Origin of the sequence: Pseudomonas putida (assembly GCF_030159595.1) — a bacterium.
GTDB lineage: Bacteria > Pseudomonadota > Gammaproteobacteria > Pseudomonadales > Pseudomonadaceae > Aquipseudomonas > Aquipseudomonas putida_AC.
Window position 1 is genome coordinate 755,380 of sequence record NZ_BSKJ01000001.1, and the last position, 21,458, is coordinate 776,837.

Below are 21,458 nucleotides of genomic sequence, written 5' to 3' on the forward strand. Positions count from 1 at the left end.
AAGCCCGCTCCCACAGGGACTGCACAACATTCAGCCCTGTGGTGATCCTGTGGGAGCGGGCTTGCCCGCGAAGAGGCCGGGACAGGTTACAGCGGGTTCACTCCTTGCCACCCGGTGCCAGCATGTTCTCCGGCCTTACCCACTGGTCAAATTGCTCATTGGTCAGGTACTTCAATTCCAGCGCAGCCTCGCGCAAGGTCTTGCCCTCGCTGTAGGCCTTCTTGGCAATCTCCGCCGCTTTGTCATACCCGATATGCGGGTTAAGCGCCGTCACCAGCATCAAGCCGCGTTCCAGGTGCGCAGCCATCTGCCCGGCATCCGGCTCGATGCCCGCCACGCAGTGCAGCTGGAAGTTGCTGCAGCCGTCGGCCAGCAGCTCGATTGACTGCAACAGGTTATGGATGATCACCGGCTTGAACACGTTCAGCTGCAAATGCCCTTGGCTGGCGGCAAAACCAATGGCTGCGTCATTGCCCAGCACCTGGCAGGCCAGCATCGATAGCGCCTCGCACTGGGTTGGGTTGACTTTGCCCGGCATGATCGAACTGCCTGGCTCGTTGGCTGGCAGGCGTACCTCGGCCAACCCGGCACGCGGGCCGGACCCTAGCAGGCGCAGGTCGTTGGCGATTTTCATCAGGGCCACGGCCAGGGTCTTCAGGGCGCCCGCCAGGCTGGTCAGCGGTTCATGGCCGGCGAGGGCGGCGAACTTGTTCGGTGCCGTGACGAACGGCAGGCCAGACTCCGCCGCCAACTCGGCAGCGATGGCTTCGGCAAAGCCATGCGGGGCATTGAGCCCGGTGCCCACGGCGGTGCCACCCTGGGCCAGCTCGCACACCGCCGGCAGGGTGGCGCGGATGGCGCGCTGGGCGTAGTCGAGCTGGGCGACGAAGGCCGATACCTCCTGGCCGAAGGTGATCGGCGTGGCATCCATCATGTGCGTGCGGCCGGTCTTCACCAGCTTTTGGTGGCGCGCCGACAGCTCGGCCAGGCCCGACGACAGTTCGGTGATGGCTGGCAGCAGTTTTTCATGCACTGCCTGGGCCGCCGCAATGTGCATGGCCGTGGGGAAGCAGTCGTTGGAGCTTTGCGAGCGGTTGACGTGGTCGTTGGGGTGAACTGGCGCTTTGCCGCCACGGCCCTTGCCGGCCAGCTCATTGGCGCGCCCGGCGATCACTTCGTTGACGTTCATGTTGCTTTGCGTGCCGCTGCCGGTCTGCCAGACGACCAACGGGAACTGATCGTCGTGCTGGCCATCGAGCACTTCGTCGGCAGCCTGTTCGATCAGCCGGGCGATGTCGGCTGGCAGGTCGCCATTGCGGTCGTTGACGCGTGCAGCGGCCTTCTTGATCAGCGCCAGGGCGTGCAGCACCGCGAGGGGCATGCGTTCCTTGCCAATGGCGAAGTTGATCAGCGAACGCTGGGTCTGCGCACCCCAGTAGGCGTCCTCCGGAACTTCGACCGGGCCCAGGCTGTCTGTCTCGATACGGCTCATTCTGTACTCACTCCTGTGTAGTTCGAATTCGCAGTTTAGGCCCTGAATCGACCGAGCGGTTCCGTCGCTCGTCGTGCCACTTGAGCACATCGCCACCACGGCGCAGAATGCTCTACTCTGAGGTACCCGCCTCCCTCTCCTTGAAGGAAATGCAATGACCCGTCTCCGTGTCCTTTGTGCCGCCGTTGCCCTGGTTTGCGCCAGCGGCCAGGTACTCGCTGCCACCGCCAGCCACAACGCTGCTGCCGAGAAATTCCTGACCCTGGCCAACGCCGACAAGCTGGGCACCCCGGTGTACATGCAAGTGCAGCAGATGTTTGCCCAGCGTTTCGCCCAGACCAAGGCCCCGGCCACCAAGCAGCCGGTACTGGAAAGCTACCAGGCCAAGGCCAACGCCGCGCTGGACAACGCCATCGGCTGGAACAAGCTGAAGCCGAAGATGGTCGACCTGTACACCCAGACCTTCACCGAGCAGGAATTGAAAGACCTGGTCAAGTTCTACGAGTCGCCGCTGGGCAAGAAAGTGCTGCGTGAAATGCCCAAGGTCACCCAGCAGTCGGCGCAGCTGACTCAACAGAGCCTGGAGCCTGCGGTGCCGGTGGTGAACAAGCTGCTGGAAGACATGACCAAGGAACTGGACCCGAACGCAGGCAAGGCCGCCGTCCCGGCGAAGAAGTGAGCACGCCGCAATGACCATGCAACAGCGTATCGAACAGCAACTGGCCGCCTTGGCGCCGCAACACCTGCAAGTGCTCAACGAAAGCCACATGCACAGTCGTGGTCAGGAGACCCACTACAAGGCAGTGATCGTCAGCGAGCAGTTTGCCGGGTTGAACAGCGTCAAGCGCCACCAGAAGGTATACGCCACCATGGGTGAGCTGATGGGCGAGATCCATGCCCTGGCCATCCATACCTACACCGCCGAAGAGTGGGCCAAGGTCGGCGTTGCACCGGCCTCGCCGGTGTGTGCGGGCGGCGGGCACTGAAACCTTGCTGTTGTTCTGGTAGAATCCGCTTCATCCCAAAGGGGGCTGCTGTGCAGCCCATCGCCGGCAAGCCAGCTCCCACAGGTAAGGCACCCTTCTTGAAAGTGGCGCAGTACCTGTGGGAGGTGGCTTGCCGGCGATGGGGCGCGCAGCGGCCCCCTTGTTTATTGTGAAACCCGGTCCGCCCCTTACGAGGGCAACCACCTGGAGAACCTGCTTCATGTCCCAAGCCATCGTCGTTGCGGCGCTGTACAAGTTCGTCACCCTGGAAGACTACGTCGAGCTGCGCGAGCCGCTGCTCAAGGCCATGCTCGACAATGACGTCAAAGGCACCCTGCTGCTGGCCCACGAGGGTATCAACGGCACCGTGTCGGCCACCCGCGAAGGCATCGATGGCCTACTGGCCTGGCTGCGCAATGACCCACGTCTGGTCGATGTCGACCATAAAGAGTCGTACTGCGACGAGCAGCCGTTCTACCGCACCAAGGTCAAGCTCAAGAAAGAGATCGTCACCCTCGGCGTGCCGGGCGTCGACCCGAACCAGACGGTCGGCACCTATGTCGAGCCCAAGGACTGGAATGCCCTGATCAGCGACCCCGAAGTGCTGCTGATCGACACCCGTAACGACTACGAAGTGGCCATTGGTACCTTCAAGGGTGCCATCGACCCGAAGACCGAAACCTTCCGCGAATTCCCGGACTACATCAAGGCCAACTTCGACCCGAGCAAGCACAAGAAGGTCGCCATGTTCTGCACCGGCGGCATCCGTTGCGAAAAAGCCTCCAGCTACATGCTCGGTGAAGGCTTCGAGGCGGTCTATCATCTTAAAGGCGGCGTCCTGAAATACTTCGAGGAAGTACCTCAGGAAGAAAGCCTGTGGGATGGCGACTGCTTCGTCTTCGACAACCGCGTCACGGTGCGCCATGACCTGAGCGAAGGCGAGTACGACCAGTGCCACGCCTGCCGCCACCCGATCAATGCAGAGGAGCGCGCGTCCGAGCACTATTCGCCAGGTGTCAGCTGCCCGCATTGCTGGGACACCCTGAGCGAAAAGACCCGGCGCAGTGCCATCGACCGGCAGAAGCAGATCGAGCTGGCCAAGGCCCGCAACCTGCCGCACCCGATCGGTTACAACTACAAAGCCGAGGCTTGATGCATGTCTGCACGCCTGATCTATGTGATGGACCCGATGTGCTCCTGGTGCTGGGGTTTCGCGCCAGTGGCGGCGGCCCTGATCGCCCAGGCGCGTGAGTCGGGCGTTGCCACCCGCCTGGTGGTGGGTGGGCTGCGCACCGGCGGCAGTGCGCTCGACAACTCGACCCGCAAGTACATCCTCGAACACTGGCAGGCAGTGGCTGACGCTACCCGCCAGCCGTTTCGCTTCGAGGGGGCCATGCCCGACGGCTTCGTCTACGACACCGAGCCGGCCTGTCGCGCCCTGGTCACTGCCCGCGAGCTGGATGCCGAGCGCGCCTGGCCGCTGCTCGCGCTGATCCAGCGCGCGTTCTACGAGCAGGGCGTGGATGTGACCACCGCACCACAGCTGGTGGAGCTGGCTGAACAGGCAGGCTTCGACCGTGCCGTGTTCGCCGAGACCTTCGCCCGTGCCGACACGCGTGCTGTCACTGCGGCCGACTTCAGCTGGGCCCAGGACCTGGGTATCGCCGGTTTCCCGACCCTGCTGGCCGAGCGTAAAGGCCAGCTGGCCTTGCTGACCAACGGCTACCAGCCGTTGGAGCGCCTGCAACCTTTGCTCGGCCGCTGGCTGCAGCAGGCCGCCTGTGCTTGATGTGCCTGGGTCACCCGACCCGGTGCCGGGCAAGCCTCACACTGCGGGCGATCGACTGAGCTGGGCGGAAATCCGTCGCCTGGCTTTGCATCACAAGAAGAACCTCTGGTCCGCCAATTTCATCGCCGTACTGGCAGCCTGCTGCAGCGTGCCGATTCCGCTGCTGCTACCGCTGCTGGTGGACGAAGTGTTACTGGGCCATGGCGATGCCGCGCTGAAGTGGATGAATCACCTGCTGCCGTCCAGCTGGCAGGTGGCCGCGGGCTATATCGGGCTGATGCTGGCGCTCACCTTGTGCCTGCGTCTGGCTGCCCTGGCGTTCAACGTGGTGCAGGCCAAGCTGTTTGCCGGGTTGGCCAAGGACATCGTCTACCGCCTGCGCATCCGCTTGATTGAGCGGCTCAAGCGCATTTCGCTGAAGGAATACGAAAGCCTGGGCAGCGGCACGGTCACCACCCACCTGGTCACCGACCTGGACACCCTCGACAAGTTCGTTGGCGAAACCCTCAGCCGTTTCCTGGTGGCCATGCTGACGTTGACCGGCACGGCGGCCATCCTGATCTGGATGCACTGGCAGTTGGCCTTGCTGATCTTGCTGTTCAACCCGCTGGTGATCTATTTCACCGTGCAGTTGGGCAAGCGCGTCAAACACCTGAAAAAGCTCGAAAATGACAGCACCGCGCGCTTTACCCAGGCGCTGGCGGAAACCCTCGACGCTATCCAGGAAATCCGCGCCGGTAACCGCCAGGGTTATTTCCTCGGTCGCCTGGGCCTGCGTGCCCGCGAAGTGCGCGACTACGCCGTGGATTCGCAGTGGAAAAGCGACGCCAGTGGCCGTGCCAGTGGCCTGCTGTTCCAGTTCGGCATCGACATCTTCCGCGCTGCGGCGATGCTCACCGTGCTGTTCTCTGACCTGTCGATCGGCCAGATGCTGGCGGTGTTCAGCTACCTGTGGTTCATGATCGGCCCGGTGGAGCAACTGCTCAACCTGCAATACGCCTACTACGCCGCTGGCGGTGCGCTTAGCCGCCTCAACGAGTTGCTGGCGCGTGCCGACGAGCCGCAGTACCCGGCCGCCAGCGATCCGTTCGCCGGGCGCGAAACGGTGGGCATCGACGTGCGCGACCTGCGTTTTGCCTATGCCGATGAGCCGGTGCTGGACAACCTCGACCTGTCCATCGCCCCGGGCGAGAAGGTAGCGATCGTCGGTGCCAGTGGTGGCGGCAAGAGCACCCTGGTGCAGCTGCTGCTGGGCTTGTACAGCGCCCAGGCCGGGACCATTCGCTTCGGCGGCGCCAGTTTGCAGGAGATCGGCCTGGAAACCCTGCGCGAAAACGTCGCGGTGGTGTTGCAGCACCCGTCGTTGTTCAACGATACCGTGCGCGCCAACCTGGCCATGGGCCGTGACTGCAGCGACGATGCCTGCTGGCAAGCGCTGCGCATCGCCCAGCTGGACGCCACCATCGCTGCTTTGCCGCAGGGCCTGGACAGCGTGGTGGGGCGCTCGGGTGTGCGCTTGTCCGGCGGCCAGCGTCAGCGCCTGGCCATTGCACGTATGGTGCTGGCAGAGCCCAAGGTGGTGATCCTCGACGAGGCCACCTCGGCGCTGGATGCTGCCACCGAGTACAACCTGCATCAGGCATTGGCGCGCTTTCTCAGCGGCCGTACCACGCTGATCATCGCCCACCGCCTGTCGGCGGTGAAACAGGCCGACCGGGTGCTGGTGTTCGATGGCGGGCATGTGGCCGAAGAGGGGGACCACCAGCAACTGATTGCCGAGGGTGGGTTGTATGCCAAACTTTATGGGCACCTGCAGCAAAGCTGACGTTCAAACTGTACAAATCCCCCGATTCCCTGTCATAAAAATCCCCTCCACAACGATGGCAAATGGCCTACGCTGTGCTTGTCTGGGTTGATTTGCGCCTTATCTGCTCTGTGACAGGGAATCCATGAAGGGACATCGCACTCTAGAAGCGCCAAAGTTGCTCGGTATCACCTGGCCCTTCATCGCCGTCGTGGTCTTCCAGGTGGCGCTGGGCAGCCTCAGCCTTTATACGCTGTCGGCCGTGCGCGCCTATGTCGCGGGCGAAAGCCTGTGGTCCAAGGCGCAGAAAGACGCCATCTACTACCTCAACCTGTACGCCGAAACCCGCGACGACAGCACCTACCAGCGCTATCGCCAGGCCATCACCGTGCCTCAGGGCGACCACCAGTTGCGCGAGGTGCTAGACCAGCCCAGCCCTGACCTGGAGGCCGCGCGCCAAGCGGTGCTGCAAGGCGGTAACCACCCCGAGGATGTCACGCGGATCATCTGGTTCTACCGCAACTTCCGCAATGTCAGCTACATGCAGACAGCCATCGACTACTGGGACATCGGTGACGATTACCTGGCCAAGCTGGATGTGCTGGCTGGCGAGATGCGCCTGAGCTTTGCCACTGCCCCGGTCGATGCCCAGACCGTTAGCGCCTGGAAGGCCCGTATCGTCACCATCAACGAGGGCGTCACACCCGCCGCCAAGGCCTTCAGCGATGCCTTGGGTGAAGGCTCGCGCATGCTGCTGCGGGTGCTGATGATCACCAACCTGTTGACGGCGATGTTCCTCATTACCATCGCCTGGCGCCGCTCCAGCAAGCTGCTGGCCCAGCGTCAGGCCTTTGCCAGTGCCTTGCAGGAAGAAAAGGAGCGGGCGCAGATCACCTTGCAGGCCATTGGTGACGCGGTGATCACCACTGATGTGGACGGCAGCATCGGCTACATGAACCCGGCCGCCGAACAATTGACCCACTGGCAGGCCGGTCAGGCCCAGGGTCTGCCGCTGTCGGCGTTGTTCAGCCTGGTGGATGAGCCGGCCGAGGACGATGGCCGAAGCCTGGTAGAGCAGGTGCTCAGCGGCAGCCTCAAGGGTGGTGCGGAGCATGCCCGGCTGATCCAGCGCCTGGACGGCAGCACCGTGTCGATCAATCTGGTGGGCTCGCCGATCGTCAGTGATGGCCAAGTCAGCGGTATCGTGCTGGTGTTGCACGACATGACCCAGGAGCGTCAGTACATCGCCAACCTGTCCTGGCAGGCCACCCACGACGCGCTGACCGGCCTGGCCAACCGCCGCGAGTTCGAATACCGCCTGGAGCAGGCGCTGAACGGCCTGGCGCGACAGGCTGGTCGGCATTCGCTGATGTTCCTCGACCTCGACCAGTTCAAGCTGGTGAACGATACCTGTGGGCATGCCGCCGGCGACGAGTTGCTGCGGCACATCTGCGCCGTGCTGCAATCCGGCCTGCGCGAAGGCGACACCTTGGCGCGGCTGGGCGGCGACGAATTTGGTGTACTGCTGGAGAATTGCCCGCCCGACCAGGCCGAGCGCATTGCCGAACAATTGCGCCAGATGGTGCAAAGCCTGCATTTCGTGTGGAAGGGGCGGCCGTTCGTCACCACGGTCAGTGTTGGCTTGGTGCACATGGCCCAGGCCCCCGGCACACTCGAAACCTCGCTACGCGCCGCCGACATGGCCTGCTACATGGCCAAGGAGAAGGGGCGCAATCGCGTGCAGGTGTACCACGCCGATGACAGCGAACTGTCCATGCGCTTTGGTGAAATGGCCTGGATCCAGCGCTTGCATGTGGCCCTGGAGGAAAACCGCTTCTGCCTGTACGCCCAGGAAATTGCTCCGCTGAAAACCTTCGAGGGCCCTGGGCATATCGAGATCCTGCTGCGCCTGCATGACGAAAGCGGCCGTACCATCCTGCCCAGTAGCTTCATTCCGGCGGCCGAGCGCTACGGCCTGATGACCGCGCTGGACCGCTGGGTGGTGCGCAATGTGTTCCAGGTCATCCGCCAGTGCCTGGACGAAGGGCGCGAAGGGCCGCTGTCGATCTGTGCGATCAACCTGTCAGGGTCGAGCATCGGCGATGACAAGTTCCTCGAATACCTGCAGCGGCTGTTTATCGAATACGCCATCCCGCCACGGATGATCTGTTTCGAAATTACCGAAACCAGCGCCATTGCCAACCTGGGCAGCGCCATCCGCTTCATCAACGAGTTGAAGGGGCTGGGCTGCCGCTTCTCGCTCGATGATTTTTGCGCTGGCATGTCTTCGTTCGCCTACCTCAAGCATTTGCCCGTGGACTTCCTGAAGATCGACGGCAGTTTTGTCAAGGACATGCTCGACGACCCGGTCAACCGGGCCATGGTCGAGGTCATCAACCATATCGGCCATGTCATGGGAAAACGCACCATCGCCGAGTTCGTCGAAACACCCTTGATCGAGCAGGCCCTACAGGAAATAGGCGTGGATTACGCCCAGGGTTACCTGATCGAACGCCCCCAGGTGTTCACCTGTGACAGTCTGCAGCGCCAACGGATCGCCGCCCGGCCTCTGTTGCAGCGGGCACCTGGCACGTTTCGCTAGCTAGAAATCACAAGGATCAAGGAGCTGAAAGTGATTGATGCATTCGTTCGTATCGGGCCTTTGATGGACCCCGCCAGCTATCCCCAATGGGCCCAGCAACTGATTGAAGATTGTCGCGAGAGCAAGCGCCGGGTGGTTGAGCATGAGTTCTACGCGCGCCTGCGCGACGGCCAGCTCAAGCCGTCGACCATTCGCCAGTACCTGATCGGTGGCTGGCCAGTGGTGGAACAGTTCTCTCTGTACATGGCCCACAACCTGACCAAGACCCGCTATGGCCGCCATCAAGGCGAAGACATGGCGCGGCGCTGGCTGATGCGCAATATCCGGGTAGAGCTCAACCATGCCGACTATTGGGTGAACTGGTGCCAGGCGCATGGGGTGCACCTGCATGAGCTGCAGGCCCAGGAAGTGCCGCCCGAGCTGAACGGGTTGAACGACTGGTGCTGGCGTGTGTGTGCCACTGAGAACCTGGCCATTTCCATGGCGGCGACCAACTACGCCATTGAAGGCGCGACCGGAGAGTGGTCGGCGGTGGTGTGCTCGACCGATACCTATGCACTGGGCTTCCCGGAGGATCAGCGTAAGCGGGCGATGAAGTGGCTGAAGATGCATGCCCAGTATGACGACGCGCACCCGTGGGAGGCGCTGGAGATCATCTGTACCCTGGCGGGCGAGAATCCGACCCTGGGGCTGCGCACCGAGTTGCGCAGGGCGATCTGCAAGAGTTACGACTGCATGTTCCTGTTCCTGGAGCGGTGCATGCAGCTGGAAGGGCGCCAGCAGGGCCGTTTGCGCCCGGCGTTGGCGGCGGGCTGATCATTTGCCTGTACCGGCCTATCGCCGGCAAGCCAGCGCCCACAGGATCACCACAGGCCAGGGCAATGTGGGATCCCTGTGGGCGCTGGCTTGCCGGCGATAGGGCCAGTACAGGCAACGCAGAGCTTACTGGGCGTTGAGCGCCTGACCGTTCACGGCTTTGCTGTCCGGCCCCATCAGATACAGGTACACCGGCATGATTTCTTCAGGCAGCGGGTTGTTCTGCGGGTTCTCGCTCGGGTAGGCCTGGGCACGCATCGCCGTGCGTGTGGCGCCCGGGTTGATGCTGTTGGAGCGCACCGGTGCCACGCCTTCCAGCTCGTCAGCCAGGGTCTGCATCAGCCCCTCGGTGGCAAACTTCGACACGCCATAGGCGCCCCAGTAGGCCCGCCCCTTGCGCCCAACGCTGCTGCTGGTGAACACCACCGAGGCGTCTTCCGACAGCTTCAATAGTGGCAGCAGGGTGCTGGTGAGCATGAACGTGGCATCGACGTTGATGTGCATCACGCGCATGAAGTTGTCGCCCGACAACTGCTCCAGCGGCGTGCGCGGGCCAATGATCGAGGCATTGTTCAGCAGGCCATCGAGGCGGCCGAACTGGTCTTCGATCATCACGGCCAGCTCGTCGTACTGGTGGGGCAGGGCGGTTTCCAGGTTGAACGGGATGACCACCGGTTGCGGGTGACCGGCGGCTTCGATCTGGTCGTAGACCTCGTTCAGGTTGGCCTCGGTCTTGCCCAGCAGCAGCACGGTAGCGCCCAGCGCGGCATAGGCCTTGGCAGCAGCAGCGCCGATGCCGCGGCCGGCACCGGTAACCAGGATGACCCGGCCTTGCAGCAGATCGGGGCGGGCGTTGTAGTCGAACATGGTAGGTCCTTCGTGTTCGTTGGCGGGGTTCAGCAGCCGCACAGCGCGCTGTCGATCACTTTGCGCAGTTCCAGCGGGTGGTCCACCACCACGTCGGCACCCCAGTTGTTCGGGTTGTCCTCTGGATGAATATAGCCGTAACGCACCGCCGCCGTACGGGTGCCGGCATCGCGGCCAGACTCGATGTCGCGCAGGTCGTCGCCGACGAACAGCACGCTGGCCGGGTCCAGGTCCAGGGTTTTGCAGGCCAGAATCAGCGGCTCGGGGTCAGGCTTGCTTTTTTTCACATGGTCCGGGCAGATCAGCAGTGCCGAACGCTCGGCCAGGCCCAGTTGCTGCATGATCGGCTCAGCGAAACGCACCGGTTTGTTGGTGACCACGCCCCACACCAGGTTGCCTTTCTCGATGTCGGCCAGCAGCTCGGCCATGCCGTCGAACAACTTGCTGTGCACCGCGCAGTCGCGCTGGTAGCGCTCGAGGAACTCCAGACGCAGGGCCTCGAAGCCTTCGGCCTCCGGGTCCATGGCAAACGTGGTGGCGACCATGGCGCGGGCGCCGCCAGAGATCACGCCACGGATCAGGTTATCGTCAATCGCCGGCAGGCCGCGCTCGGCGAGCATGGCCTGGCAGATGGCGATGAAGTCTGGCGCCGTGTCGAGCAAGGTGCCATCCATGTCGAAGAGTACTGCTCGCAAACGCATGCTCATTCCTCGCGCAGGGTCTGGATCATGTAGTTGACGTCAACGTCGCTGCTGAGCTTGTAGTGCTTGGTCAGCGGGTTGTAGGTGAGGCCGATGATGTCCTTCACCTGCAGGCCGGCATCGCGGCTCCAGGCGCCCAGTTCGGATGGGCGGATGAACTTCTTGAAGTCGTGGGTGCCGCGCGGCAGCATCTTCAGGATGTACTCGGCGCCGACGATGGCCAGCAGGTAGGCCTTGGGGTTGCGGTTGATGGTGGAAAAGAACACCTGGCCACCCGGCTTGACCATGCGGTAGCAGGCGCGAATCACCGACGACGGGTCGGGCACATGCTCGAGCATTTCCAGGCAGGTGACCACGTCGAACTGTTCGGGCATTTCCTCGGCCAGGGCTTCGGCGGTAATCTGCCGGTATTCCACCTGCACGCCGGACTCCAGTTGGTGCAACTGGGCCACGGCCAAGGGGGCTTCGCCCATGTCGATACCGGTCACCGTGGCGCCACGCAGGGCCATGGCTTCGCTGAGGATGCCGCCGCCGCAGCCTACGTCCAGCACTTTCTTGCCGGCCAGGCTGGCGCGTTCGTCGATCCAGTTGACGCGCAGCGGGTTGATTTCGTGCAGCGGCTTGAACTCGCTTTCGCGGTCCCACCAGCGGTGGGCCAGCGCTTCGAACTTGGCGATTTCGGCGCGGTCGACGTTGCTCATTGAACAGTCCTCTGAAACTTCGCAAAATTGCGCCGGAGTATACCCGAGCGCTCGGCCCCGAGGGTCGCTATAATCGCCGGCTTTTGATATCCGAACGACGGGGAGAGGCGATGCGCGAGCGACTTTTGGCGGCGGAGAAGGTGACCGGGATCCGCTGGCAGGGCGGCATCTTGCACCTGCTCGACCAGCGCCTGCTGCCGTCGGATGAACGCTGGCTGGCCTGCGACAATGTCGCGCAGGTGGCGACGGCGATCCGCGACATGGCCGTGCGCGGTGCTTCGGCGATCGGCATTGCCGCAGCGTATGGCCTGGTGCTGGCCCTTGAAGAGCGGCTGGCCGAAGGTGGCGATTGGGAAATGGACCTGGAAGAAGACTTCCTCTGCCTTGCCGAAGCGCGCCCCACGGCTGCCAACCTGTTCTGGGCGTTGAACCGCATGCGTGAGCGCCTGCAGCGCCTGCGCCCGGACGAAGATGTGCTGGCGGCGCTGGAGGCTGAAGCGGTGGCTATCCACGAAAGCGACCGCGAAGCCAACCTGACCATGGCCCAGCAAGGCATCGAACTGATCCGCCGTCACCAGGGAAATGCCCAGACCCTGCTGACCTACGGCAATGCCGGTGCGCTGGCCAGTGGCGGCTTTGGCACTGCGCTGGGGGTGATTCGTGCCGGCTACCTCGAAGGCATGGTCGAGCGGGTGTATGCCGGCGAAACCCGCCCCTGGCTGCAAGGCTCGCGCCTGACCGCGTGGGAGCTGGCCAACGAAGGGATCCCGGTGACCCTGTGCGCGGACTCGGCGCTGGCTCATCTGATGAAGACCAAGGGCATCACCTGGGTGGTGGTGGGCGCGGACTGCATTGCGGCCAATGGCGACATGGCCAGCAAGATTGGCACCTACCAGCTGGCGGTCAGTGCCATGCACCACGGCGTGCGCTTCATGGTGGTGGCACCGAGTACCAGCATCGACCTTAACCTGGCCACGGGTGAGGATATTCCGCTGGAAGAGCGCGCGGCCGACGAGTTGCTGGACATTGCCGGTACCCGGGTGGCGCCGGATGTCGAAGTGTTCAACCCGGTGTTCGATGTGACCCCGGCCGACCTGATCGACGTGATCGTGACCGAACGTGGCATCGTAGAGCGCCCGGATGCCGCCAAGCTGGCCCAGCTGATTTGCCGCAAGCGCCTGCACTGATTTTTGCCTGTGCCGGTGCTTTCGCGGGGCAAGCCCGCGAAAGCACCGGCACAGGCGATGAGGTTTCCTGGATTCATGCCAGTGTGAGGCCACCTGCCACATCTCCCCACCGCCCCCGCCTTTGTGATAACATCCGGCAGTTTCCAAGACCGCCCATCACGGCGGCCTTCATTGCGCAGATCCATGGCACAACTCATTGATTTGTCGTAAGTCGTCGCACCCTTATGCGTTGCGGCGGCGAGCTTCGTTCGGCCCTTGATGGAGCTGCGAAGTTTCACCAGAAAAAGGAATCAGGCTTCTCATGGGCGAACTGGCCAAAGAAATCCTCCCGGTCAATATCGAAGACGAACTGAGACAGTCTTACCTCGACTACGCGATGAGCGTGATTGTCGGGCGAGCGCTGCCCGATGCGCGTGACGGCTTGAAGCCCGTGCATCGTCGCGTTCTCTATGCGATGAGCGAACTGGGCAACGACTGGAACAAACCGTACAAGAAATCCGCCCGTGTGGTCGGTGACGTGATCGGTAAGTACCACCCGCACGGCGACACTGCGGTCTACGACACCATCGTGCGTATGGCCCAGCCGTTCTCGCTGCGCTACCTGCTGGTCGACGGCCAGGGCAACTTCGGTTCGGTGGACGGCGACAACGCCGCCGCCATGCGATACACCGAAGTGCGCATGACCAAGCTGGCCCACGAGTTGCTGGCCGACCTGCACAAGGAAACCGTCGACTGGGTGCCCAACTACGACGGCACCGAGCAGATCCCGGCGGTCATGCCGACCCGTATTCCCAACCTGCTGGTCAACGGTTCCAGCGGTATCGCCGTGGGTATGGCGACCAACATTCCGCCACACAACCTTGGTGAAGTCATCGACGGCTGCCTGGCGCTGATCGACAACCCCGAAGTCACCATCGATGAGCTGATGCAGTTCATCCCGGGTCCGGACTTCCCGACTGCCGGCATCATCAACGGTCGCCAGGGCATCATCGAGGCCTATCGTACCGGCCGTGGCCGCATCTACATGCGTGCCCGTTCCGAAATCGAAGACATCGACAAGGTTGGCGGCCGCCAGCAGATCGTCGTGACCGAGCTGCCGTACCAGCTGAACAAGGCACGCCTGATCGAAAAGATCGCCGAGCTGGTCAAAGAGAAGAAGATCGAAGGCATCACCGAACTGCGCGACGAGTCCGACAAGGATGGCATGCGCATCGTCATCGAGCTGCGTCGCGGCGAAGTGCCGGAGGTGGTGCTCAACAACCTCTACCAGCAAACCCAGCTGCAGAGCGTGTTCGGTATCAACGTGGTGGCCCTGGTCGACGGTCGCCCGCGCCTGCTCAACCTCAAGGACCTGCTTGAAGCGTTCGTTCGTCACCGCCGTGAAGTGGTGACCCGCCGTACCGTATTCGAGCTGCGCAAGGCCCGTGAGCGCGGCCACATCCTTGAAGGCCAGGCGGTCGCGCTGTCCAACATCGACCCGGTCATCGCCCTGATCAAGGCCTCGCCGACCCCGTCCGAAGCCAAGGAAGCCCTGGTTTCCACGCCGTGGGAATCCAGTGCCGTGCAGGTCATGGTCGAGCGCGCTGGCGCCGACTCCTGCCGCCCTGAGGACCTGCCGGAGCAGTATGGCCTGCATGATGGCAAGTACTTCCTGTCGCCGGAACAGGCTCAGGCCATTCTCGACCTGCGCCTGCACCGCCTGACGGGTCTGGAGCACGAGAAGCTGCTGGCCGAGTACCAGGAAATCCTCGAGCAGATCGGCGAGCTGATCCGCATCCTCAGCAGCGCCGAGCGCCTGATGGAAGTGATCCGCGAAGAGCTGGAAGCCATCCGTGCCGAGTACGGCGATGCCCGCCGCACCGAAATCCTCAATGCCAGCCACGACCTCAACTACGGTGACATGATCCCGGAAGAAGAGCGCGTGGTAACCATCTCCCACGGTGGTTATGCCAAGACCCAGCCATTGTCCGCTTACCAGGCCCAGCGCCGTGGCGGCAAAGGCAAGTCGGCGACTGGCGTGAAGGACGAGGACTACATCGAGCACCTGCTGGTCGCCAACAGCCATGCCACCCTGTTGCTGTTCTCCAGCAAGGGCAAGGTGTACTGGAAGAAGACCTACGAAATCCCCGAGGCGTCGCGCGCAGCCCGTGGCCGTCCGCTGGTCAACCTGCTGCCGCTGGAGGAGGGTGAGCGCATCACCGCCATGCTGCAGATCGACCTCGAAGCGCTGCAGCAGAACGCCGACCTCGACGAAGAGCTGGAAGACGCTGATGACGCCGTGCTCGAGGGTGAGCTGGTAGAGGCCGAGGAAGTCGACGAAGAAGACGGCGACACCCCGGAGTGGGTTGCAGAGCCGACTGGCGCCTACATCTTCATGGCCACCGCCTCCGGTACCGTCAAGAAGACCCCGCTGGTGCAGTTCGCTCGTCCGCGCTCCAACGGCCTGATCGCCTTGAAGCTGAAGGAAGGCGACACCCTGATTGCGGCGGCCATCACCGACGGCGCCAAAGAAGTCATGATGTTCTCCGACGCCGGCAAGGTCATCCGCTTCGCCGAAAGCGTGGTGCGTGAAATGGGTCGTACTGCGCGTGGCGTGCGAGGCATGAAGCTGGGCAAAGGCCAGCAGATCATTTCGATGCTGATCCCGGAGTCCGGCTCGCAAATCCTCACCGCTTCCGAGCGTGGCTTCGGCAAGCGCACTCCGCTGTCCAAGTTCCCGCGCCGCGGCCGTGGTGGCCAGGGTGTGATCGCCATGGGTACCAAGGGGCGCAACGGCCTGCTGATCGGGGCTATCCAGGTGCAGGAAGGCGAGGAGATCATGCTGATCTCCGACCAGGGCACGCTGGTGCGTACCCGGGTTGGCGAGGTGTCCAGCCTGAGCCGTAACACCCAGGGTGTTACGCTGATCAAGCTGGCGGCTGACGAGACACTGGTAGGTCTGGAGCGTATCCAGGAGCCGTCCGAGGACGAACTCGATGATGTGATCGAGACGGACGCGGAGGGCGTCGAGGCTGAAGCGCCAGACAATGACGAAGCTGCTGGTGCCGAAGAGGCCCCGCAGGAGTAAGCAAGCGTAAACCCGAGCGGGGCGACCAAGGTCGCCCCGTTTGACTGATTAGGCCGGGCAATGCCTGGCCCCGTGGGAGCGGGCTTGTCCGCTCCCACGGGGTTCCCGCAGAACTAGCTGTTTAGATCTATTAGAGCGAGAGTGGATGTGAGCAAACGAGCCTTTAACTTCTGCGCAGGCCCTGCCGCGCTTCCTGACGCTGTGTTGCAGCGCGCCCAGGCCGAGATGCTGGACTGGAACGGCAAAGGTTTGTCCGTGATGGAAATGAGCCATCGCAGCGACGACTATGTGGCCATCGCCGAAAAGGCCGAGCAGGACCTGCGTGACCTGCTGTCCGTCCCCTCCAACTACAAGGTGCTGTTCCTGCAAGGCGGCGCCAGCCAGCAGTTCGCTGAGATTCCGCTGAACCTGTTGCCGGAAAACGGCACTGCCGACTACATCGAAACCGGCATCTGGTCGAAAAAGGCCATCGAGGAAGCGCGTCGCTTCGGCAACATCAACGTTGCTGCCAGCGCCAAGCCCTACGACTACCTGGCCATCCCGGGTCAGAACGAGTGGAGCCTGACCAAAAACGCCGCCTATGTGCACTACGCGTCCAACGAGACTATCGGTGGCCTGCAGTTTGACTGGGTGCCAGAAACCGGTGATGTGCCGCTGGTCGTCGACATGTCGTCCGATATCCTCTCGCGCCCGATCGATGTGTCGCAGTTCGGCCTGATCTATGCCGGCGCACAGAAGAACATCGGCCCTAGCGGCCTGGTGGTTGTGATCGTGCGCGAAGACCTGTTGGGTCGCGCCCGCAGCAGCTGCCCGACCATGCTCGACTACAAGGTTTCGGCCGACAACGGCTCGATGTACAACACCCCCGCCACTTACTCCTGGTACCTCTCGGGCCTGGTCTTCGAGTGGCTGAAAGAGCAAGGTGGTGTCGATGCCATGGAGCAGCGCAACCGCGCCAAGAAAGAGCGCCTGTACGGATTCATCGATAACAGCGATTTCTACACCAACCCGATCAGCGTCAACGCCCGTTCGTGGATGAACGTGCCGTTCCGCCTGGCTGACGAGCGCCTGGACAAGGCCTTCCTCGCGGGTGCCGATGCGCGTGGCCTGCTCAACCTCAAGGGTCACCGTTCGGTGGGTGGCATGCGCGCCTCCATCTACAACGCCCTGGGCCTGGAGGCGGTGGAAGCACTGGTGGGCTACATGGCTGAATTCGAGAAGGAGCACGGCTGATGTCCGAACAGGAGCTCAAGGCGCTGCGCGTACGCATCGACAGCCTCGACGAGAAAATCCTCGAGCTGATCAGCGACCGCGCCCGTTGCGCTGAAGAAGTGGCTCGGGTCAAGACCGCCTCGCTTAAAGAAGGCGAGAAGCCGGTGTTCTACCGTCCCGAGCGTGAGGCCGCCGTGCTCAAGCGCGTGATGGAGCGCAACAAGGGGCCGCTGGGCAACGAAGAGATGGCGCGGCTGTTCCGCGAAATCATGTCGTCGTGCCTGGCCCTGGAAGAGCCGCTGAAAATCGCCTACCTCGGCCCTGAAGGTACCTTCACCCAGGCAGCGGCCATGAAGCACTTTGGCCACGCGGTGATCAGCCGACCGATGGCGGCCATCGACGAAGTGTTCCGTGAAGTGGCGGCTGGCGCCGTCAACTTCGGCGTGGTGCCGGTGGAAAACTCCACCGAAGGCGCGGTCAGTCACACCCTGGACAGCTTCCTCGAACACGACATGGTGATTTGCGGCGAAGTCGAACTGCGTATCCACCATCACCTGCTGGTGGGCGAGAACACCAAGACCGACAGCATCACCCGCATCTACTCCCACGCCCAGTCGCTGGCCCAGTGCCGCAAGTGGCTGGACGCGCACTACCCGAACGTGGAGCGCGTGGCTGTGTCGAGCAATGCCGAGGCGGCCAAGCGCGTCAAGGGTGAGTGGAACTCGGCGGCGATCGCCGGTGACATGGCGGCCAACCTGTATGGTCTGACCCGCCTGGCCGAAAAGATCGAAGACCGTCCGGACAACTCCACGCGCTTCCTGATGATCGGTAGCCAGGAAGTGCCGCCGACCGGTGACGACAAGACCTCGATCATTGTCTCGATGAGCAACAAGCCAGGTGCCTTGCACGAGCTGCTGGTGCCGTTCCACCAGAACGGTATCGACCTGACTCGCATCGAGACCCGTCCGTCGCGCAGTGGCAAGTGGACCTACGTCTTCTTCATCGACTTCGTTGGCCATCACCGCGACCCGCTGATCAAGGCGGTGCTGGAGCAGATCAGCCAGGAGGCTGTGGCGCTGAAGGTGCTGGGTTCGTATCCGAAGGCGGTGCTTTGATTCAAGATTGACGGGGTTGCAAAGCAGCCCCTACGGTCTCGCAGGCTGTCCAGATTTCAGAACAGGGTTCGCACCAGTGGTAAATGCAGCAAAAACCAAACCCGCACCCATCATCAACCGCCTGGTCGTGGTCGGCCTCGGCCTGATCGGCGGCTCCTTCGCCAAGGGCCTGCGTGAAAGCGGCCTGTGCCACGAAGTGGTCGGTGTCGACCTGGATGCCCCTTCGCGCAAGCAAGCCGTGGCCCTGGGCGTGGTCGACCGCTGCGAAGAAGACCTCGCTGCAGCCTGCGTGGGGGCCGATGTCATCCAGCTGGCCGTGCCGATCCTGGCCATGGAAAAAGTCTTGGCCCGCCTGGCCCGGCTTGACCTGGGTGATGCCATCATCACCGATGTCGGCAGCGCCAAGGGCAACGTCGTCCGTGAGGCGCGAGCCGTTTTTGTTAACGAGAGCAGTCAGCGCCTGCCGCGCTTCGTCCCCGGTCATCCCATCGCCGGTTCCGAGCAGAGCGGGGTAGAGGCCTCCAACGCCACCCTGTTCCGCCGCCACAAGGTCATCCTTACGCCGTTGGCGGAAACCGACCCGGCCGCACTGGCCTTGGTCGACCGCTTGTGGCGTGCACTGGATGCCGACGTGGAGCACATGTCGGTCGAGCGCCATGACGAAGTGCTGGCAGCCACCAGTCACTTGCCGCACTTGCTGGCCTTTGGCTTGGTCGACTCGTTGGCCAAGCGCAATGAAAACCTCGAGATCTTCCGGTACGCTGCGGGAGGCTTCCGCGATTTCACAAGAATCGCGGGCAGCGACCCGACCATGTGGCACGACATCTTCCTCGCCAACCGCGATGCTGTCCTGCGCACACTAGATACATATCGCAGCGATCTCGATGCCTTGCGCGACGCGATCGCTGAAGGGGACGGGCACCAGCTGCTGGGTGTGTTCACCCGCGCACGGGTTGCCCGCGAGCATTTCAGTAAAATCCTGGCCCGCCGGGCCTATGTGGACGCTATGAACGCCAACGATCTGATTTTCCTGGCCCAACCGGGTGGCCGCCTGAACGGGCGGATCCGCGTACCGGGCGACAAGTCGATTTCTCACCGCTCGATCATGCTCGGCTCGCTGGCCGAAGGTACTACCGAGGTTGAAGGCTTCCTCGAGGGTGAGGACGCGCTGGCGACCCTGCAAGCATTCCGTGACATGGGTGTGGTCATCGAAGGCCCCAATCACGGTCGCGTGACCATTCACGGCGTTGGCCTGCACGGCCTCAAGCCGCCACCTGGGCCGCTTTATGTGGGTAACTCCGGCACGTCGATGCGCCTGCTGTCGGGTCTGCTGGCTGGTCAGTCGTTCGACGTGACCATGACTGGCGACGCCTCGCTGTCCAAGCGCCCGATGAACCGTGTGGCCAACCCGCTGCGCGAAATGGGTGCTGTGGTCGAGACTGGCCCGGAAGGCCGCCCGCCGCTGACCATCCGCGGCGGCAGCAAGCTCAAGGCGCTGACCTACACGCTGCCGATGGCCAGTGCCCAGGTCAAATCCTGCCTGCTGCTGGCCGGCTTGTACGCCGAAGGCAAAACCACTGTCACCGAGCCTGCACCTACCCGCGACCACACCGAGCGCATGCTGCGCGGCTTTGGCTATGCAGTCGAGTCGAACGGCCCGGTCGCCTCGCTGCAGTCTGGTGGCAAGCTCACCGCTACCCGCATCGAAGTGCCGGCCGACATCTCCTCGGCAGCGTTCTTCCTGGTGGCAGCTTCGATCGCTGAAGGCTCCGAGCTGGTGCTGGAGCATGTTGGCATCAACCCGACCCGTACCGGCGTAATCGACATCCTGCGCCTGATGGGCGGCGACATCACCCTGGAAAACCAGCGTGAAGTCGGCGGCGAACCTGTGGCTGACCTGCGCGTGCGCGGTGCGAAGCTTAAGGGTATCGACATCCCGGAAGCGCTGGTGCCGCTGGCCATCGACGAATTCCCGGTGCTGTTCGTGGCCGCCGCCTGCGCCGAAGGGCGCACCGTGCTGCGTGGCGCCGAAGAGCTGCGGGTGAAGGAGTCCGACCGTATCCAGGTGATGGCTGACGGCCTGATCACCCTCGGCATCAAGTGCGAGCCGACCCCGGACGGTATCATCATCGACGGCGGTCAGTTGGGTGGTGGCGAAGTGCATGGTCACGGTGACCACCGTATTGCCATGGCTTTCAGTGTTGCCTCGCTGCGCGCCAGTGCGCCAATCCGTATTCATGACTGCGCCAACGTCGCCACCTCGTTCCCCAACTTCCTGGCGTTGTGTGCCGAAGTGGGTATCCGCGTGGCGGAAGAGGGCAAGTCGTGAGTTCGCTGGCACCGGTCATCACCATCGACGGGCCTAGCGGTTCGGGCAAGGGCACGGTCGCCGGCCTGCTGGCCCGCGAGCTGGGCTGGAAGCTGCTGGACTCTGGCGCGCTGTACCGCTTGCTGGCGTTCAACGCCAGCAATCACGGCGTCGACCTCACCAACGAAGAGCTGTTGACCAAACTTGCCGCCCATCTGGATGTGCAGTTCAAGGCTGCCGAGCCCGGTAAGCTTCAACAGATCATCCTTGAGGGTGAAGACGTCAGCAATGTCATCCGTACCGAAACTGTCGGTGCGGGTGCGTCGATGGTGGCTTCGTTGCCGGCAGTGCGTGACGCGCTGCTGGTGCGTCAGCGCGAGTTTCGCGAGTCGCCGGGCCTTATTGCTGACGGTCGTGACATGGGTACCGTGGTGTTCCCGGACGCCCCGTTGAAGGTCTTCCTCACCGCCAGTGCGGAGGAGCGTGCACGTCGACGCTACTTGCAGTTGAAGGGCAAGGGTGAAGATGTTAGTCTGTCGAGTCTGCTGGATGAGATTCGTGCGCGTGATGAGCGCGACACCCAACGTGCAGTGGCCCCGCTGAAGCCAGCGGCTGATGCCATTCAGTTGGACTCTACCGAGTTGTCCATCGAGCAGGTGTTGCAACGTATCAGGAGCGAGATCGCCCAGCGCGACCTTCTCTGATAGCCAGGAAAGCAGGCAGGTTCACCAGTCAACGTCTTGCCGGCGTTCCTTTACTTAAAACAGACCCACATTGTCTGGAATGTGGCGAGGGGCGTTTGTTTCGCCCG

At 63.0% G+C, this 21,458-nt stretch carries 17 protein-coding genes; 13 read left to right on the top strand and 4 right to left on the bottom strand.

Features of this window, described 5'->3' with window-relative positions; translation table 11 throughout:
* Positions 1-97 precede the first annotated feature (97 nt).
* The gene (locus QQL85_RS03500; protein WP_284355200.1) at positions 98-1,492 is read right to left on the bottom strand and encodes a class II fumarate hydratase; all 1,395 of its coding nucleotides are present in this window, start codon (positions 1,490-1,492) and stop codon (positions 98-100) included.
* A gap of 154 nt (positions 1,493-1,646) precedes the next feature.
* On the opposite strand from QQL85_RS03500, the gene QQL85_RS03505 reads away from it, so the two are divergent.
* The 7 genes from QQL85_RS03505 to QQL85_RS03535 all read left to right on the top strand — a co-directional run bounded on the left by QQL85_RS03505 (position 1,647) and on the right by QQL85_RS03535 (position 9,489).
* Complete coding sequence (locus QQL85_RS03505; RefSeq protein ID WP_284355201.1) at positions 1,647-2,171, top strand: DUF2059 domain-containing protein; 525 nt, start codon at positions 1,647-1,649, stop codon at positions 2,169-2,171.
* A 10-nt stretch (positions 2,172-2,181) separates the two neighbouring features.
* On the top strand, positions 2,182-2,478 hold the full coding sequence (locus tag QQL85_RS03510; protein WP_003252644.1) for a BolA family protein: 297 nt from the start codon (positions 2,182-2,184) through the stop codon (positions 2,476-2,478).
* A gap of 220 nt (positions 2,479-2,698) precedes the next feature.
* Positions 2,699-3,631, top strand: a complete 933-nt coding sequence (locus QQL85_RS03515; protein WP_284355202.1) for a rhodanese-related sulfurtransferase — start codon at positions 2,699-2,701, stop codon at positions 3,629-3,631.
* Positions 3,632-3,634: 3 nt separating this feature from the next.
* Positions 3,635-4,267: a DsbA family protein gene (locus tag QQL85_RS03520; protein ID WP_284355203.1), complete on the top strand. Its 633-nt coding sequence runs from the start codon at positions 3,635-3,637 to the stop codon at positions 4,265-4,267.
* Positions 4,260-6,092, top strand: coding sequence for an ABC transporter ATP-binding protein (locus QQL85_RS03525; RefSeq protein WP_284355204.1), 1,833 nt, complete (start codon positions 4,260-4,262; stop codon positions 6,090-6,092). Before QQL85_RS03520 ends, QQL85_RS03525 begins: the two co-directional genes overlap by 8 nt.
* Positions 6,093-6,216: 124 nt before the next feature.
* Entirely contained in the window at positions 6,217-8,673 is a 2,457-nt protein-coding gene (locus tag QQL85_RS03530) for an EAL domain-containing protein (RefSeq protein ID WP_284355205.1), read from the top strand.
* A 30-nt stretch (positions 8,674-8,703) separates the two neighbouring features.
* A complete protein-coding gene (locus QQL85_RS03535; RefSeq protein ID WP_284355206.1) occupies positions 8,704-9,489 on the top strand; it encodes a TenA family transcriptional regulator in 786 nt (261 codons plus the stop codon).
* 126 nt (positions 9,490-9,615) lie between these two features.
* Here the strand turns inward: QQL85_RS03535 and QQL85_RS03540 are convergent, their stop codons facing one another.
* From QQL85_RS03540 to ubiG, 3 genes are read right to left on the bottom strand one after another with little or no spacing between them, the layout of a single operon-like run.
* A complete protein-coding gene (locus QQL85_RS03540; protein WP_284355207.1) occupies positions 9,616-10,356 on the bottom strand; it encodes a YciK family oxidoreductase in 741 nt (246 codons plus the stop codon).
* Between the two features lie 29 nt (positions 10,357-10,385).
* Entirely contained in the window at positions 10,386-11,057 is a 672-nt protein-coding gene (gene mupP, locus QQL85_RS03545; RefSeq protein ID WP_284355208.1) for an N-acetylmuramic acid 6-phosphate phosphatase MupP, read from the bottom strand.
* A gap of 2 nt (positions 11,058-11,059) precedes the next feature.
* Positions 11,060-11,758, bottom strand: coding sequence for a bifunctional 2-polyprenyl-6-hydroxyphenol methylase/3-demethylubiquinol 3-O-methyltransferase UbiG (gene ubiG, locus QQL85_RS03550; protein WP_284355209.1), 699 nt, complete (start codon positions 11,756-11,758; stop codon positions 11,060-11,062).
* Between the two features lie 110 nt (positions 11,759-11,868).
* Between ubiG and mtnA the strand changes: the two genes are divergently transcribed.
* The 6 genes from mtnA to cmk all read left to right on the top strand — a co-directional run bounded on the left by mtnA (position 11,869) and on the right by cmk (position 21,351).
* Positions 11,869-12,945 (top strand): S-methyl-5-thioribose-1-phosphate isomerase, encoded by a 1,077-nt coding sequence (mtnA, locus tag QQL85_RS03555; protein WP_284355210.1) that lies wholly within the window; start codon positions 11,869-11,871, stop codon positions 12,943-12,945.
* 301 nt (positions 12,946-13,246) lie between these two features.
* The gene (gyrA, locus tag QQL85_RS03560) at positions 13,247-16,012 is read left to right on the top strand and encodes a DNA gyrase subunit A (RefSeq protein WP_284355211.1); all 2,766 of its coding nucleotides are present in this window, start codon (positions 13,247-13,249) and stop codon (positions 16,010-16,012) included.
* A gap of 147 nt (positions 16,013-16,159) precedes the next feature.
* On the top strand, positions 16,160-17,245 hold the full coding sequence (gene serC, locus QQL85_RS03565) for a 3-phosphoserine/phosphohydroxythreonine transaminase (protein WP_284355212.1): 1,086 nt from the start codon (positions 16,160-16,162) through the stop codon (positions 17,243-17,245).
* Positions 17,245-18,339 carry a prephenate dehydratase gene (pheA, locus tag QQL85_RS03570; protein ID WP_016485356.1) on the top strand — a complete coding sequence of 365 codons (1,095 nt, stop codon included), beginning with the start codon at positions 17,245-17,247 and terminating at the stop codon, positions 18,337-18,339. The genes serC and pheA overlap by 1 nt, the downstream gene beginning before the upstream one ends.
* A 109-nt stretch (positions 18,340-18,448) precedes the next feature.
* Entirely contained in the window at positions 18,449-20,668 is a 2,220-nt protein-coding gene (locus tag QQL85_RS03575) for a bifunctional prephenate dehydrogenase/3-phosphoshikimate 1-carboxyvinyltransferase (protein WP_284355316.1), read from the top strand.
* Positions 20,665-21,351 carry a (d)CMP kinase gene (cmk, locus tag QQL85_RS03580; protein ID WP_284355213.1) on the top strand — a complete coding sequence of 229 codons (687 nt, stop codon included), beginning with the start codon at positions 20,665-20,667 and terminating at the stop codon, positions 21,349-21,351. Before QQL85_RS03575 ends, cmk begins: the two co-directional genes overlap by 4 nt.
* Positions 21,352-21,458 lie beyond the last annotated feature (107 nt).